Origin of the sequence: Pseudoduganella albidiflava (assembly GCF_004322755.1) — a bacterium.
Taxonomy (GTDB): Bacteria; Pseudomonadota; Gammaproteobacteria; order Burkholderiales; family Burkholderiaceae_D; genus Rugamonas; species Rugamonas albidiflava.
The window spans coordinates 3910626-3926545 of sequence record NZ_CP036401.1; the positions used below are offsets into that span (position 1 = coordinate 3910626).

Below are 15920 nucleotides of genomic sequence, written 5' to 3' on the forward strand. Positions count from 1 at the left end.
GTCCTGCCCCGTCTTTACCCGTCTTTCGTGGCTAACCCTGGCTTGCCTGGACCGCCACGCCGGCCCGCTCCAGCAGCACGGGAATCTGCTTGAACGCAGGCGTGTTGGCGCCGCGCGCAACCAGCGCCGGCGACAGCAGCGGCGTCAATTCCGGGAAATAGCCGAACACATCGTCGCCCGCCTGGCCGGCGGCCACCAGCCGGATGCCATCCACGTGGCGCTCGATACCGTCCGGCGACGCGGCGCGGACCCGCACCATGTCGCCATCGGCGAAGCCCAGCCTGGCCAGCGTGCCGTTCCCGACGAACAGAAGGTGCCGCGTACCGTGCACGCCTCGATAGCGGTCCACCTCCCCTTTCGGGTCGCGGTAGACGGTCGTGTTGTACTGCCGGTGCGCGCGGATCGTGGCCAGGCACAGCACCCGGTCGCCGTATTGCGCCCGGGCGCGCGCCATGGCCGTGTCGCGCGGCAGCGCATGCGCGACGAAGCGGGCCTTGTGCACGGCCGTGTGCCATTCGCGCCGCCCCGCGCTGTTGGGCAGGTGGAAGCCCTTGTCGTGGCGGATACGCTCGTTATAGCCGGCGAAGCCGTCGACGGCGCCGTCGGCCACGCGCTCGATCAGCGTGCGCGTGGCATCGTAATCGGTGCCGATGGTGTCCCAGTCGATCGGCGAGTCCGTCAACGCATGCCGTGCCAGCTGGCTGACGATGTAGGGCTCGGAGCGCAGCAGTTCGCCGGCCGGGCGGTTGGTGCCCATCGAAGCGTGCACCATCGACGCGGTATCCTCGACGCTGACGAACTGCGGGCCGGACGGTTGAACGTCGAGCTCGGTACGGCCCAGGCACGGCAACAGCAGCCCGGTGCGGCCCGGATACAGGTGCGTGCGGTTCAGCTTGGTGGCGATGTGGACCGTGAGCCGGGTGCGCGACAGCGCGTCCAGCACGCGCGGCGTGTCCGGCGCGGCGACGGCGAAATTGCCGCCCAGCGCCACGAAGGCTTGCACGCTGCCGTCCAGCAGGCCGTCGATCGTGCCGATCGCATCGCGCCCGGGCGCCGCCGGCGGCGTGAAGCCGAACACCCGCTGCAGCCCGGCCAGCCAGGCCGGCTTGGGTCGGCTGGTGATCCCCACCGTGCGGTCGCCCTGCACGTTGGAATGGCCCCGCACCGGCATCAGGCCGGCGCCCGGCTTGCCGACATTGCCGCGCAACAGCATCAGGTTGACCAGGGTCTGGATCGTTTCGATGGCGAATTCGTTCTGCGTCAGCCCCATGCACCAGGCGGCGATGGTGGCCGGCGAGGCGATATAGAATCCGGCCGCCTCTTCCATCTGCGCGCGGGTCAGCCCGCTGGCATCCTCGATGTCCGGCCAGGGTTGGCCGCTGACCAGGTCGCGGAACGCGGCGAAGCCGTCGGTGTGCGCGTCGATGAATTCCCGGTCGACGCCGCCGCGTTCCACCACCGCCTTGGCGATGCCGGTAATGGCGGCCAGGTCGCCGCCGATACGCACGCGGTAATAGGCGTCGGCCAGTTGCGTGCCCGTGCCGCCCAGCAGTTCGCCGGGCGATTGCGGGTCGGCGAACGCTTCCAGCCCGCGCTCGCGCAGCGGGTTGAAGACGATGATGCGGCAACCGCGTTTCTTCGCCTCGCGCAGGTCGGCCAGCATGCGCGGGTGGTTCGAGCCGGGGTTGTGGCCGAAGCTCATGATCAGCTGCGCGTGGGCGAAATCGGCGCGCGTGACGGTGGACTTGCCGACGCCGATCGATGCGGTCAGCGCCTGGCCGGACGATTCGTGGCACAGGTTCGACGAATCCGGCAGGTTGTTGGTGCCGAAGGCGCGCGCGAACAGCTGGTATGCGAAGGCCGCCTCGTTGCTGCTGCGGCCGGACGTATAGAACGCGGCCCGGTCCGGATCGCCCAGCACGCGCAGTTCCGCGCCGGCCAGCGCGAACGCGGCATCCCAGCCGATCTCGCGGTAGGTGTCGCTGGCGGCGTCGTACAGCAGCGGCGCGGTCAGGCGTCCCGCCGCTTCCAGTTCGACGTGCTCCAGCGTGCGCAGCGCGGTGACCGTGTTAGCCGCGAAGAAGGAGGGGGTGGCCCGCGCCTTGCCGGATTCATGGGCAATCGCCCAGGCGCCCTGCTCGCAGAAGTCGACCGACTTGCTGTCCGGCGAGTCGGGATAGGCGCAGCCGGGACAGTCGACGCCGCGCGGCTGGTTCAGCCGGGGCAGCGTGGCCAGCGCCTGGGCGCCGGGATTGCCGATCAGCGCCTTGGCCGTGCCGTGCAGCGAGCCGAAGCCGCCTGCCGGCTTGTTGTATGGCTCGATGCGCTGTTGCGTGATCCTTTGCGCGATCCTTTGCGCAATCCTGTATGGCTTGTCCTGGTGTGGCTCGATATTGCCGGGCTTGTTGTCGTCCGGCCTGCTCACCTGGGGAACGATGGGGATGAACTTGGTCATCCCGCTATTGTAGCGTTCAGATCAGCTCGCGTGCCCGCAGCTCATCCTTGACGTACGCATAGAACACTGGCGCGGCGATCACGCCCGGCACGCCGAACACGGCTTCGGCGAACAGCATCGCGGCCAGCAACTCCCAGGCCCGCGCGTTGATGTGCGAACCGATGATGCGCGCGTTCAGGAAATATTCCAGCTTGTGCACCACCACCATGAACGCCAGCCCGGCAATGGCCACGTGCAGCGAATGCGACAGGCTGACCACGACCAGCACCGTGTTCGAGATCAGGTTGCCGATCACGGGCAGCAGGCCGGCCAGGAACGTGATCGCCACCACCGTCTTCGACAGCGGCAGGTGCACGCCGGCCATCGGCAGCACGATGAACACGAAGATCGCCGTGATGATGGTGTTGATCCCGGAGATCCATACCTGTGCGAAGACGATGTTGCGGAACGCATGCGACAGGAAACGGGCACGCTGCAGCAGCGCTTCGGCGAACGGCCGGTGCGGCGCGCCATCCTCGTTCGCATCGTGCAGCGATGCCATCAGGCCGATCACCATGCCGAGCAGGATGCGCGTCAGCGTCTTGCCCACTTCCGCGCCGGCCGCCTGCGCCGCGCCGGCATGCTCGCGCAGCCAGGCGGTGACCGCCTCGCGCCAGGAATAGGCATCGACCGGCAGGTGTTCGCTGATCCACGGCGGGATCTGGTCGCGCGACGCATCGATGATGTCGGCCAGGCGCACGAAAAGGTGCGTGATGCTGTGCGAATCGAGGCGCAGCAGCACCACCAGGCCCCAGGTGGCCAGCCCGAGCAGGCCGACGATCAGCGCGCCGATGACGGCCGCGGCCACCATCCGCGCCCGGACGTCGCTGATGCGCCGGCCCAGCGCGGGCGCGATCGCATGGATCAGCGAGAACATCAGCAAGCCGGCGAATAGTGCGCCCAGCAAGCCGTTCTTCAGCACGAGCAGCAGCAACAGGGCGATGAGCAGGTAGGAAGCGATGACGCTGTAGCGGGTCTGGAGGTTGGGCGGCATGGTGGCGTGGGCGGTTGAGCCGGCATTATGCACCAGCGCCAGGCACTTCCGACAACATTCCTTGCTTGTCCAGCGCGAGGCGGGCCAGGTCGCGCGCCATGAACAGGTGTCCCGCATACTCGGCGCGGGCCTCGGCCTCCACGTCGGCCAGCGCCAGCGCACCGGGGCGCACGCTTTCCGGGTCCTGGTAGCGGGGGCTGAAATGGGTCAGCACCAGGTTCGGAATGGCCGCCTCGCGGGCAAACCGCGCCACCATCCGCGCCGAACTGTGCTGCGGGCCGGGCCCCACCTTATCCAGGATGGCCTGGGTGTACGTGGCTTCATGCACCAGCACATCGGCATCGCGCACGGCATCGGCCAGCAGGCCGGGCGTGTCGTTGTCGCCGGCGATCACGATGCGGCGCGGGCGGCGCGGCGGCTGCAGCACATCCGCCGAGCGCACCCGCCGGCCATCCGGCAGCGTCACGTCGTCCCCGGCCTGCAGCACGCCCCACAGCGGCCCACGCGGCACGCCGGCCGCCGCCAGCCTTGCGGCATCGAGCCGGCGTTCGACGGTTTTTTCTGTGAAACCATAGGCATACGACGGGATACGGTGCGACAGCGCGGCGGTATCGACGGCCAGGTCGGACAGCAGGCCGGCATCCAGCAGGCCGCCGGCCGCGCCGGCCACGTCGATGAACTCGACCGGATACGGCAGCTGCAGGGCGGTGGTCTCCATCACGCCGCGCACGTAGCGCTCCAGCGGCGCCGGGCCCACGATCGCCAGCGGCGCCGTGCGGTTCAGCAGGCCGGCGCTGGCCAGCAGCCCCGGCAAGCCATAGCAATGGTCGCCGTGCAGGTGCGTGATGAAGATCGCTCGCAAGTCGTGCGGCGACAGCGGCGTGCGCAGGATGCGGTGCTGCGTGCCTTCCCCGCAATCGACCAGCACCCAGCCGCCCGCCGTGCGCAGCGCCACGCCGGCCACGTTGCGCGTCCTGGTGGGAGTGCCCGATGAGGTGCCGAGAAATTGCAGTTCCATGGAATGCCTGGGTCGCCGATGGCCGATGGCCGATGGCCGATTATCGGCGATTCCCGGCAGGCGCGGCGTTTGAACCGCCCCCGCTACTGCCGCCGAGCTCGTGTCATGGTGCCTGACCCGCTGACACGAGCTCAACAACCACTTACTGCTTCACCAGCTCCACGCGCCGGTTCTTTTCGCGGCCCGGCTCGGCATCGTTCGACGCCACCGGCGCATACGCGCCGACGCCCTTCGCGCTCAGCCGTTTCGCGTCGATCCGGTAATCCGTGGCCAGCGTCTTCACCACGGATTCGGCGCGCTTTTGCGACAGGTCCATGTTGTGCGCGGGCGAACCCTGGTTGTCGGTATGGCCGACGATGTGCACCTTCAGGTCGCGGTCCGCCTGCAGCAGCTTGGCCATCTCGGCCAGCGCTTCCTTCGATTCGGGCTTGACGGCGGTCTTGTCGGTATCGAAGTACACGCCATACACGGCCACCTTGCCTTCCGCGGCCAGGCTCTTCGCCATGTCGCCGGCGCTCAGCGCCGTGGTCACCTTGCCGGTTTCCATCGGCTTGCCTTCGACGATCTGCAGGGAAACGCCGCCCAGTTCGTCGCGCAGCGGCGGCGCCACCAGCAGGGCGACATGCAACACGGTGCCGTCCGGCCGCGTGCCCTTGGCCACCAGGTAGCGCGGCTCGCGCAGGCCGGCATTGAACACGTTGCGATTGCTGTCGAGGAATCCATCGCGCATCAGGTAGCTGGAATTGAAATAGGAGGGCAACTTGCCGCAGGCCTCCTTGTCGCACGTGTAGACGACCTGCAGTCCCGCCTTGGCGATCGCCGCCTGGTAATTGCGGAATACCTCGAGGCCGGAGCGGTCCTTCGGAAACACGTAGGCGATACGGGTGTACTTGCCTTCCGGCTTGAGCAGGTTGTCCACCACCAGTTCGTTATCCTTGAAGTAGGGCTTGCTGGCTGGCAGCGCGGCTTCTTCATACTGGAGCACGTTGTACCCGACCATCCTCGCCCCCTCGAAGCGGGACAGCAACGGATGATCCTGCCCGCCCTTCACTTCGCGGACATTCAGTTGGGCGAAAGCGGCTTGCGAAACGGCGGCACCGCAGAGCAGGGCAAACAATGGTCGAACGCGCATGATGGACCCGGGGTGAGTTGAGGTACGCGCATTCTAAGTATGAAATGTTTTTTTGACAACACCAATCCGACCGGATGGCGTGGCGCCGTTGCTATAATGCGTGCCCTCGACAACGCACCTGCCGCCATGACCACCGACCTGCCCTTCGATCCACCGTACAAGCTCGCCCTCGACACGCCGCAAGGCAAACGCTGGGTCGAAGTGCTGGCCGACGGCAGCCAGGTCGACACCACGCCGCCGGCCACCACGTTGCCGCCGCCCGGCACGCGCGTGGACAACGCACCACGCGGCGGTAATGGCGGTGGCGGTGGTGGCGGCGCGTCGGCCAAGGCGCAGGTCTTCCTGAACGTGCCGTTCGCGGAAAAGGATGAAGCCAAGCGCCTGGGCGCGCGCTGGGATCCCACGCGCAAGAAGTGGTACGTGCCGAACGGCGTCGATGCCGAACAGTTCAGCCGCTGGACGGCCTGAGCGCGGCCGTCAGATCGGGTCGAACATCCGCTGGTCCACGTAGCACCAGCCCCACGTCTCGCCCGGCTGCTGCGAGCGCATCATGGCGTGCCGCGTCGCGTGGAAATGCCTGGTCGCGTGCCGGTTCTTCGACTGGTCGCAGCAGCCTACATGGCCGCACACCAGGCAGGTGCGCAGGTGCACCCACGTGTCGCCCGTCTTCAGGCATTCCTCGCAGCCGTCCGTGCGCGGCGCGTGGGTATGGATCTGGCTGAAATGTTCGCACTGGTCGCTCATCGCATTCTCCGTTCAACGAAGCGCCAGCATACCCCCGCGTCCGCGCCGGGTCAGCGGCCCATTCGGGAGAGGCGCGAGCGTCAGCCCAGCACCGTGACGACCACGCTGCGCCGGTGCGGCGCCGCGCGGTGCTCCCACAGGTAGATGCCCTGCCACGTGCCGAGCAGCAGCCGCCCGCCGCCCACCGGCACCGTCACCGCCGTATCGGTCAGCATCGCGCGGGCATGCGCCGCCATGTCGTCCGGCCCTTCGGTGTCGTGGCGATATGCGGGGTCACCGTCCGGCGCCAGGCGCGCCACGATGGTTTCCAGGTCGCGCCGCACGTCCGGGTCGGCGTTCTCGGTAATGGTCAGCGAGCAGCTGGTGTGCTGGACGAACACATGGGCCACGCCGCACGCGATGCCGGACTCGCGCACGACCTTGCCGACGGCGTCGGTAATGTCGCGCGTGCCGCGGCCGGACAGGGTAAATTCCAGGATAGCCTGATGAGCCAAGGGGTGGTTCTCCAGCGGTATGGTGTTGTCGTGCGCCGCCATCTGAAGGATAATTGGCGCCCATGAACGATACCACTCAACGCCCAGAACTGCCGGACCACCTGTCCACGGACCCGCGCAGCTCCTTCCACGTGCCTGCCGTGTTCGAACACGACATCGGCATCCGTTTCAACGACAAGGAACGTTTCGACGTCTCCGAATACTGCATCAGCGAAGGCTGGATCAAGGTCCCGGCCGGCAAGTCGCTGGACCGCAAGGGCCAGCCGATGCTGATCAAGCTGAAGGGCAAGGTCGAAGCGTTCTATCGCTGATGGCTTGCTGCTGATGGCTTGCTGCTAATGGCTTGCCGCTGCCGGCAATTCACCGGCAGCCGTGCTTCCTACGTTTCCCTCACCGGCAGCCACGCCGGTTTTGTTTCACTATATAACTCACGCTCGACAGGGCCGTCGTACGGCGGCTCCAGCGTGCCCAGCGTGACCGCGATCGTGTCCGGCGATTGCGTGCTGCGCCAGGTCAGCGTCGAACCGCAGACGCGGCAGAAGCCGCGCCGGCCGTGCTCGGACGACGCATATTCCACCACCAGTTCCTGCCCGCGCTCGACCACGAAGCCGTCCGCGCGCACGTTCGCATACGATCCCGCCGCCGCGCCATGCTGCTTCTGGCACATCGTGCAGTAACAATGGCTGGCATGGTGGATCGGCCCGTCGGCCCGGTACGCCACGCCGCCACACAGGCAGCTTCCTTTCAGCATCGCCATCTCCTCCCTACTTCGACGACAGGTTCATGGTCTGTACCGCCAGCAGCTTGCACTGGCCATCCACGTTCACATAAGTACGCATGAACTGGTAGCGGTTGGTCTTGAATCCCTGGCCATCGGCGTTCCACTGCTCGACGATCGACACGCCATGCAGTACCGCCGTATCGCCCAATGCCCGCGCCTGCACGCCGGTGGTGGTGCGCGACTTGAACCGCGCCGGCTTGTCCATGCGCGCCAGCAGCACCGGCTTGGTCTCGATCTCCGAACCCAGCGTGTGCACCCATACGTAATCGTCGGCTAGCGCCTCGCGCAGGAACGCCGCGTTGCCGGTGGCGAGGGCCGCCTCGTACTGTCGGTCGCGCTCGACCAGCGCCTCGGCGGGCAGGCAGGAAGCGGCCAGCGCGGGCAATGGCAGCGCACAGGCGAGCAGCAGGTATTTTTTCATGGCGATAACGATGACGATGACGGCGGGCTGCCAGTGTACGCCGAACGCCGCGCCGCTGGCCAGCACCGCTCATCCTGTTGAGCAAATGGCGGGCGGCGATGGCAGCGTTTCCTTTTGCGACTTACCATGGCCCGATACCAATACCGGGGACACCCATGCCGCCAAACCGCACCGCCCTTTCCTTCTGCCCCGCCGTGCTGGCCGATTCCGGGCTGGCCGATTTCGTTCCGGCTCATCTCGTGGTGGCCGCTGTCGTACTGGCCACGGTCGCAGCAGCCAGTCCCGCGCATGCCGCGCCGATCGACCGCCAGGCCGTCGTCGCGCGCCACAACCCGCACCTGACACAGGTCGACGCCTGGTCGCCCCTGTCGGTCGGCAATGGCCGCTTTGCCTTCACGGCCGATGTGACGGGCCTGCAGACCTTCGCCGACCATTACTGGCGGCACGGCACAGCCACCGAGACGCAGGCGCGCTGGAGCTGGCACACCAATGCCAACCCGCGCAACTACAAGCTGGCCGACGCCAACCGTCCGTTCACGGCGCACGGCCGCACGCTGGGCTACCCGACCAACCAGGGATCGCCGGCCGGCCAGTGGCTGCGTGAAAATCCCCATACGCAGCCGCTGCCGCGCATCGCTTTCGTGCTGGCCGGTGCCGGCGCGCGGCCGCTGGTTCCCGCCGATGCGACGGACGTCGACCAGCGGCTCGACCTGTGGAAGGGCGAGCTGGCCAGCCGCCTGAAACTGGTGGGCCAGCCCGTGTCGGTCACCAGCGCGGCCGATCCGAAGACCGATACGGTGGCACTGCGCATCCGCTCCCCGCTGCTGGCGCGCGGCGCGCTGGCGGTACGCATCGCGCTGCCGCTGGGCTACGACCTGAAGGTCAAGCACAACCCGCCGCTGGACTGGACGCAGCCGGCGGCGCATCGCACCAGCGTGCTCGAACAGAAACCCACGCTGCTGGCCGTGGAGCACCTGCGCGAAGGATTGGACAATTCATCGCGCTATGCGATGACGGTGGCCAGCGCGGCGCCGCTGACGATCACCCGGGCCGACGCGCACGCCTTCATGATCGCGCCGGCACGGGGCGATACGCTGGACATCACGGTGTCGTTCGCGCAGCAGGGCCGCGCCCCGGCGCCGCGCAGTGCCGACGTGTTCACGGCCAGCGCGGCGCACTGGAAGCGCTACTGGGAAAGCGGCGCGGCGATCGATTTCGCCGGCAGCTCCGACCCGCGCGCCGCCGAACTGGAACGGCGCGTGGTGCTGTCGCAGTACCTGGCCGGCATCCAGCTGGGCGACACGCTGCCTGCGCAGGAAAGCGGCCTGACGACCTCCACCTGGTACGGCAAGCACCACACGGAAATGGTGTGGTGGCACACGGCGCACTTCGCGCTGTGGGGCCGGCCGGAATATACCGCCCGCACACTCACCTGGTTCCAGCGCACCCTTCCCGCGGCACGCGCCGTGGCGGGCGAACGGGGCTTGAAAGGCGCCCGCTGGATGAAGATGACCGGTCCCGAGGGCCGCGAAAGCCCGGGCGGCAATCCGCTGATCGTATGGAACCAGCCGCACCCGATCCACCTGGCGGAACTGATGTACCGCGCCGATCCGTCGAAGGCCACGCTGGAACGCTATCGCGAACTGGTGATGGAAACCGCGGCCGGCATGGCCTCGATGCTGCACTGGGAAGCGGCGCGCCAGCGCTATGTACTGGGGCCGCCGATGTGGATCGCGCAGGAGATCTACGACCAGGCCACCAGCATGAACCCCACTTATGAACTGAGCTACTGGGCCCGCGGCCTGGAGATCGCCCAGCAATGGCGCGAGCGCCTCGGCCTGCCGCGCGACGAGGACTGGGAACACCGCCGCACCCACCTGTCGGCGCTGCCGCAGAAGGATGGCAAGTACGTCGCCATCGAAAGCACGCCGGACACCTGGGACAACATCGCCAGCCGCCATGACCATCCTTCGTTCCTGATGGCGCTGGGCCAGTTGCCGGGCGATGGCGTCGACCGCGCCGTGATGCGCCGCACGCTCGATGCCACGCTGGCCAGCTGGGACTGGGCCACCAAGATCTGGGGCTGGGATTACCCGATGGTGGCGATGACCGCGGCCCGCCTGGAAGCGCCCGAGCTGGCGGTGGACGTGCTGCTGAAAACGGATGGCCCGAACAATGCTTACACGGCGGCCGGCCATAACCCCAACACGGGCCTGCCCGTCTACCTGCCCGGCAACGGCGCCCTGCTGGCCGCCGTCGGCATGATGGCGGGCGGCTGGGATGGCGGCCCGGAGCGGCCCGCGCCGGGGTTCCCGGACAATGGCAAGTGGGTCGTCAAGGCCGAGGGGTTCCAGAAGCTGCCATGATGGCCGGCCCGGCAGCAGCCGCCGCTGCCGGGATTGCGACCATGCCGTGTTCTTCCGGCCGCAGGGTCAGCACCGCCACGCCGGTGGCCGTTACCGCCACCGTGTGCTCGAACTGCGCGGACAGCGAGCCGTCACGCGTCACCACCGTCCAGCCATCGCTCAGCGTCGTCACGCTGCGCCCGCCCCGGTTGAACATCGGTTCGATGGTGAACACCATGCCTTCACGCAGCTCCATGCCCGTGCCGCGCTCGCCGAAGTGGCGCACCTGCGGCGCCTCGTGCATCTGCTGGCCGATGCCGTGCCCGCAATATTCGCGCACCACCGAACAGCCGTTGCGCTTCGCGTGGCGTTCGATGGCCCAGCCGATATCGCCGAGCCGGGCGCCGGGCCGCACCGCGCGGATGCCCTTCCACATCGCTTCGTACGTGGCCTGCACCAGGCGCCTGGCAGCGGGAGCGACTTCCCCGACCAGGTAGGTCTTGCTGGAATCGGCGATGTAGCCGTTCTTTTCCAGCGTGATGTCGAAGTTGACGATATCGCCGTCCTTCAGCACGTCCGCCGCCGACGGCACGCCATGGCACACGACGTGGTTGACGGATGAATTCAGCACGAAGGCAAAGCCGTACTGCCCCTTGCTGGCGGGACGCGCTGCCAGTTCGTCGACGATAAAGCGCTCGACCATGGCATCGATCTCCAGGGTCGACTTGCCGGCCAGCGGCGTGCGGTCCAGCAGGCCGAACACGGACGCCAGCAGGCGGCCCGATTTGGCGAGCAGCGCCACTTCGTGGGGTGTCTTTGTCATGCGGCGCTCCCGGCGGGTCCCTGGCTTCCGCGCAGGCAGGGTCGCCCATCCTTTTTCGACAGTCTTGCCATTTCCATGCTCACTCCTTGATATACGCAACGTAAACGAACTATATACGAAACATATAACGACGCCAAGCAGCGCGACGGTGCTTGTCCAGCCAGGCTGGCTGATGGCAGAATCGTTCCCGCCCTGCGCCGCGCGCATGGCCAACCACACTGGGAAACGGTCATGACGGCAAAGGTTTGGGCAACGGTCAGGGATGTCATCGACGGGCTGGCGCCGCTGGCCGACGACGGCTTAGCTAGCGAGATGAGTGCCTACCAGCGCGGGCAATTCGCCTTCCTCGGCATTCCCGCAGTGCCGCGGCGCGCGGCGGTGGGCAAGCCCGGCAGTGGCCTGAACGGGGAGGAAGCCCTGCAGGTGGCGGCCCGCTTGTGGGACTTGCCCGGGCGCGAGTACAAATACACGGCGGCCGATGTGCTGCTCCAGGCGGCCGGCCGCCTCGATGGCACGGCGCTGGACCCGCTGCTCGACCTGGCGCAGCGCGAACCCTGGTGGGACACGGTCGACCCGCTCGCCACCGTCATCGGCACGGTGGTGCGCCGCCGGCGCGGCGTGGAGTCAGGCGTGTGCGAAGCGATGGATGCGGCATCGGCGCATCCATCACTGTGGGTGCGGCGTATCGCCATGATCCACCAGCGCGGCTGGCGGCTGGACACGGACGAGGCGCGGCTGTTCCGCCATGCGCTGGCGCTGGCCGGCGAGCCCGACTTCTTTATCCGCAAGGCCATCGGCTGGGCGCTGCGCGACTACGGGCGCTGGAATCCGCCCGCGGTGACCGCCTTCCTCGCCACGCATGGCGCCCGCTTCTCGCCGCTGACCGTGCGCGAGGCCCGCAAGCACCTGCCACCCGTCACCAGCTGAACACCTTCGGCAAAAAACCGGTGACAGGCTCCATTTTCCAGGCAACACGTGTTGCAAAAGAATCGAAGCCTGTCACCGGTTGTGAACTGGAGAGCCAAAAACAAAAACCGGTAACAGGCTCTAATGCCTTAAGTTAAGGCGACATGACTATTTGAGTTGGCGTTTGGGGGCTTGGTGTCGGACATTTTTTCCGAGCGCTTCATCCGGAAAATGTGTCGGACACTGGTTTTTGCTCAGGAAATCGGCAAGCTCATGTGAAGACCGGTGTCCGACACCGAAAAGCCGGTGTCCGGGACGAGCGATGGCATGCATGCCATCGCCGCCTGGCAGGCGCGAAGCACGCTTCGCGAAACCCCTGCCAAGCCACCAATACGCCATCGCCGCGAACTATGTCGAATTGCGCTAGCTTAACGGCATTAGTGACAGGCTCCATTTTTCGGGCAACACCTGTTGCAAAAGAATTGGAGCCTGTCACCGTTTTTGCGGCAACTGTTTAGTGCGGGGCTGGGCTGGTCAGCGCTTCTTCGACCACTTGTCGTAGGCGGCGAGCGCCGAGGCGGGCCCGTTGCCATACCAGCCGTAGCCGTCGCGGCGCTCCTTGCTGAGCTCGTTGACGTCGGTGTGGATGGTGCCGTCGCGGTCGCCGAAGATCGGCTTCATCGTGGCGATGTCGTACATGCGCGCCCACATCGGGCCGGCGCCGGGCCGGGCTTCGAGGAAGCGGCCATTCTCGGCCTTCGTGGTCCAGCCCACGTCGCGCACGGCGACCCGCTTCAGCCACGCGGCGGCCGCATCGATGGCCGCCACGACTTCCGGCGTCGGCCGCGGTTGCTCCATCAGCAGCCTGAGCAGCCGCGACGTTTCCGAGCTGGACAGCGCCACCGGCTCGAAATTGCGTGCCCCCACCGGCGCCAGGGTCAGCGCATCGTGCTGCTGGCACCAGCCCGTCAGCTGGCCATCGACGCGGATCTGGCTGGCCACCAGCACCTTGATCGCCCGGCCATGCGCGGCCCCGGCCCGGGCCGCCAGCTCGGGCGGCACGAAGGCATAGTCGCCGCCCCGCGCGGCCACCATGGCCAGCAGGTCGGCCACCTGGGCGAACGCATTGTCGTTGAACGTAATGGCATCGTGGTAGCCGCCCTGCAGCGGATACACCTGCGGGAAGCCGCCGTTCGGGTATTGGGCGTCGAGCAGGTAACTCACGCCCCGCTCGAAGGCCTGCCGATACGCGGCGCCGGGCGCGCCGGGCAGCGCCGCCTGCACGCGGGCCAGGAACGCCAGCTCGGTGGTGGTGGCATCGTTGTCGATCGTGCCCACGTAGTTCCAGCCCTTGGTCGCGACGATCACGCCGCCGGACGGGTCGTCGTCGATCGGCGCATAGTGCTCGCCCTTCTGCCGCAGGTGGCCGGTGCGGTTGACGTTCTTGCCCCAGCCGCCCGCCGGGGTCTGGAAGCTGACGATATTGTCGGCCACGTGCCGCGCCTCGGCCGACGCGTACCACGCCGCCGGCTGCTTCAGCGGCATGCCGGAATCGCCGTGCAGCCGCGCCTGTGCTTCCGGCGGGGCCGTCCCGCTGGCCCGTTCCGCCGCCAGCGTGGCCTTGTCGCGCTCCATCAGCGCGCGCGAGCGTTCCAGGTAGGCGCGCCATGCCGCCCGCTCCGTCTCGCCCAGCGTGGCGATGCGCGCTTCCGTGACCGGCTGCGCACGCGTCATCGTGCCGATCACCGTTGCCTGCGCAGCGGGCAGGCCCCAGCCCGCCGCCAGTGCCAGCGCCAGCGCGAGCGCGGTTCTCTTCATCTGCATGTCTCCTCCATGGGTGTTGCGTGGCGGCTTATCCCGCCAGTTTTTCGTCGTACCGCTTGCCGCCGATCGTCACGTTGCGCAGGGTGACATCGCGCGCATTGTGCAGGAACCACGGCGCATCGGCGCGCACCGCGTTGCCGAAGTCGCAGTCGCTGATCGTCACCCTTTGTACCGGCAGCACCGGGAGCACCGGCCTGTCCGGCGCGCCGTTGTAGCTGTGCGCCACCGGGCCGAGCACGACGAACGCCTGGTAGCAGCCGAAGCGCCCTTCCGGCGTGTCCACGTTGCTCACCCTGATGCCGGAAATATGCACGTCCGACACCTCCGGCGGCCGGCTGCGCACCAGGTCGAACGATGGCGTGTAGTCGCAATCGAAGGTGATCACCGCGCCGCCGCCGGTGGGCACGGTTTTCGCCGGCACCGGCCCGCCCGGGATCGGCGTGTAGAAGCCGGGCTTGAGCCGCACGCCGTTCGGCAGCGTCAGGTCGCGCACGTAGAAATGGCGCAGGTAGCCGCCCCGGTTCATATTGGTTTTCAGCCGCACCACGGTGTTGATCGGATCGGTGGCGTAGTGGATATTGCGCACGTCGATGTTCTGCGCATACACGTGCTCGATCCCGGCCGACATCTCGCTGCCCAGCGTGATGCCGCCATGGCCGCTGTTCATCACCGAGTTCTGGATCACCACGTTGCGCGTGGGGCCGTAGCCCACGTCGGCATTCTTGCCTGCCTTGATGGCGATGCAGTCGTCACCCGTGTTGAACCAGCAGCCGTCGACCAGCACGGTGTCGCACGATTCCGGATCGAAGCCGTCCGAATTCGGCCCGATCGATTCCATCTTCACCTTTGAAAAATGCACATTGCGGCACTTGACCGGATGGTGGATCCAGAACGGCGCGTTGACCGCCTGGTAGCCCTGCATCAGCACGTCCTCGCAATCCATGAACTCGACGAGGCAAGGCCGCAGGTAGTGGCCCAGCCCGAAGATGCGCCTGTCGACCGGCACGCCGGCCTCGGACAGCGCCGGCAGGTATTTTTCATCGGAGCGCCCGTGCGGCCGGTCGCCGGCGATGCGCGCCAGCGTGGCCGCGTCCAGGTGCGGCGCCATCGTCGCCAGCGGCGGATTGGCGGGGTTGTCCACGCCCTGGTGCAGCGCGCCCTTCTCGGCGCCCTTCTGGTTCATGCTCCACCAGCCCGGCCCGCTGCCATCCTCGTACGGCACGCCGGCCTGGCCATCCAGGATGCTGGTCCAGTCCTCGCCCGTGATGGCGATGTTCTTCTGGCCGCGCGCATACACCAGCGGCGCGAAGTTGAAGCAGTCGTTGCCCTGCCAGCGCGACAGCACCAGCTTGCCGTTGGCGCCGCAGTCGACCGTCTGCGCTTCCGGATAATCGCGCGCGTAGTCGGCCGGGTTGGCGCTGAAGTACACGTGCACGCCTTTCGCCAGGTGCACGTGCACATTGGACAGCAGCACGATCGGTCCCTTCAGGTACCAGTCGCCGGCCGGCACCAGCACGCGACCGCCGCCGGCCTTGTGCGCGGCGGCGATCGCGGCGCGCAGCGCGGGATGGCTGTCGTGCGAACCCGGCACGGGCGTCGTCACCTGCCCCCGGGCGCGGATGGTCGGATAGCCCGCCACCTTGTGCACCTTGCACGGCTTGCCGCCGTAGGCCGTAACCACGAAGTCGCGTTTCGGAAACGGCAGCGGCCTGGCGAACACGCCGGCGATCTGCCGGGCGCGCGCCCACGGGTCCGCGGCCTGGGCGCGGCCCGGTGCGGGCAGGCCCAGGAAGGACACGGTGCCCAGCGCGGCGGTCCCCTTGATCCACTGGCGGCGCTGCAGGAAGGTCTTGTCTGTCATGGCGATTCCATGGTTGTCGCAGATCGCTCCGCATGTCGAACAACGCGACGAAGCCGGCCCATGGCCGGCTTCGTCGCGGATGA

The 15920-nt window shown here is 67.6% G+C and carries 15 protein-coding genes; 4 read left to right on the top strand and 11 right to left on the bottom strand.

The features are described from left to right. Window positions 1-31 precede the first annotated feature (31 nt). The 4 genes from EYF70_RS16135 to EYF70_RS16150 form a co-directional block, all read right to left on the bottom strand. Entirely contained in the window at window positions 32-2338 is a 2307-nt protein-coding gene (locus EYF70_RS16135; protein WP_131149138.1) for an FdhF/YdeP family oxidoreductase, read from the bottom strand. Window positions 2339-2471: 133 nt separating this feature from the next. Continuing rightward, the gene (locus EYF70_RS16140; RefSeq protein WP_131146325.1) at window positions 2472-3488 is read right to left on the bottom strand and encodes an AI-2E family transporter; all 1017 of its coding nucleotides are present in this window, start codon (window positions 3486-3488) and stop codon (window positions 2472-2474) included. Window positions 3489-3513: 25 nt separating this feature from the next. Next, on the bottom strand, window positions 3514-4506 hold the full coding sequence (locus EYF70_RS16145; RefSeq protein ID WP_131146326.1) for a ribonuclease Z: 993 nt from the start codon (window positions 4504-4506) through the stop codon (window positions 3514-3516). Window positions 4507-4648: 142 nt separating this feature from the next. Beyond that, window positions 4649-5638, bottom strand: a complete 990-nt coding sequence (locus EYF70_RS16150) for an OmpA family protein (RefSeq protein ID WP_131146327.1) — start codon at window positions 5636-5638, stop codon at window positions 4649-4651. 96 nt (window positions 5639-5734) lie between these two features. On the opposite strand from EYF70_RS16150, the gene EYF70_RS31380 reads away from it, so the two are divergent. Further along, window positions 5735-6106, top strand: a complete 372-nt coding sequence (locus EYF70_RS31380; protein WP_218943849.1) for a DUF5710 domain-containing protein — start codon at window positions 5735-5737, stop codon at window positions 6104-6106. 9 nt (window positions 6107-6115) lie between these two features. Here EYF70_RS31380 and EYF70_RS16160 read toward each other — a convergent pair whose 3' ends face one another. Together EYF70_RS16160 and EYF70_RS16165 are read right to left on the bottom strand one after the other, a co-directional pair. Next, window positions 6116-6382: a UBP-type zinc finger domain-containing protein gene (locus tag EYF70_RS16160; protein ID WP_131146328.1), complete on the bottom strand. Its 267-nt coding sequence runs from the start codon at window positions 6380-6382 to the stop codon at window positions 6116-6118. Between the two features lie 80 nt (window positions 6383-6462). Further along, window positions 6463-6876, bottom strand: coding sequence for a secondary thiamine-phosphate synthase enzyme YjbQ (locus EYF70_RS16165; RefSeq protein WP_229420411.1), 414 nt, complete (start codon window positions 6874-6876; stop codon window positions 6463-6465). Between the two features lie 62 nt (window positions 6877-6938). Between EYF70_RS16165 and EYF70_RS16170 the strand changes: the two genes are divergently transcribed. Further along, a complete protein-coding gene (locus EYF70_RS16170) occupies window positions 6939-7187 on the top strand; it encodes a DUF3297 family protein (protein WP_131146330.1) in 249 nt (82 codons plus the stop codon). A gap of 68 nt (window positions 7188-7255) precedes the next feature. Here the strand turns inward: EYF70_RS16170 and EYF70_RS16175 are convergent, their stop codons facing one another. Both EYF70_RS16175 and EYF70_RS16180 read right to left on the bottom strand, forming a co-directional pair. Then, a complete protein-coding gene (locus EYF70_RS16175; RefSeq protein WP_165497690.1) occupies window positions 7256-7627 on the bottom strand; it encodes a GFA family protein in 372 nt (123 codons plus the stop codon). 13 nt (window positions 7628-7640) lie between these two features. After that, entirely contained in the window at window positions 7641-8144 is a 504-nt protein-coding gene (locus EYF70_RS16180) for a nuclear transport factor 2 family protein (protein WP_131146332.1), read from the bottom strand. Between the two features lie 89 nt (window positions 8145-8233). Between EYF70_RS16180 and EYF70_RS16185 the strand changes: the two genes are divergently transcribed. Then, complete coding sequence (locus EYF70_RS16185; RefSeq protein ID WP_229420412.1) at window positions 8234-10444, top strand: glycoside hydrolase family 65 protein; 2211 nt, start codon at window positions 8234-8236, stop codon at window positions 10442-10444. Here the strand turns inward: EYF70_RS16185 and map are convergent. Further along, a complete protein-coding gene (gene map, locus EYF70_RS16190; protein WP_131146333.1) occupies window positions 10413-11246 on the bottom strand; it encodes a type I methionyl aminopeptidase in 834 nt (277 codons plus the stop codon). The two genes, EYF70_RS16185 and map, sit on opposite strands and share 32 nt — an antisense overlap. Window positions 11247-11477: 231 nt before the next feature. Between map and EYF70_RS16195 the strand changes: the two genes are divergently transcribed. Continuing rightward, complete coding sequence (locus EYF70_RS16195; protein ID WP_131146334.1) at window positions 11478-12173, top strand: DNA alkylation repair protein; 696 nt, start codon at window positions 11478-11480, stop codon at window positions 12171-12173. 513 nt (window positions 12174-12686) lie between these two features. Here the strand turns inward: EYF70_RS16195 and pelA are convergent. Together pelA and EYF70_RS16205 are read right to left on the bottom strand one after the other, a co-directional pair. Continuing rightward, window positions 12687-13970 carry a pectate lyase gene (gene pelA, locus EYF70_RS16200; protein WP_131146335.1) on the bottom strand — a complete coding sequence of 428 codons (1284 nt, stop codon included), beginning with the start codon at window positions 13968-13970 and terminating at the stop codon, window positions 12687-12689. 34 nt (window positions 13971-14004) lie between these two features. Further along, a complete protein-coding gene (locus tag EYF70_RS16205; RefSeq protein ID WP_131146336.1) occupies window positions 14005-15837 on the bottom strand; it encodes a glycoside hydrolase family 28 protein in 1833 nt (610 codons plus the stop codon). Between the last annotated feature and the right edge of the window lie 83 nt (window positions 15838-15920).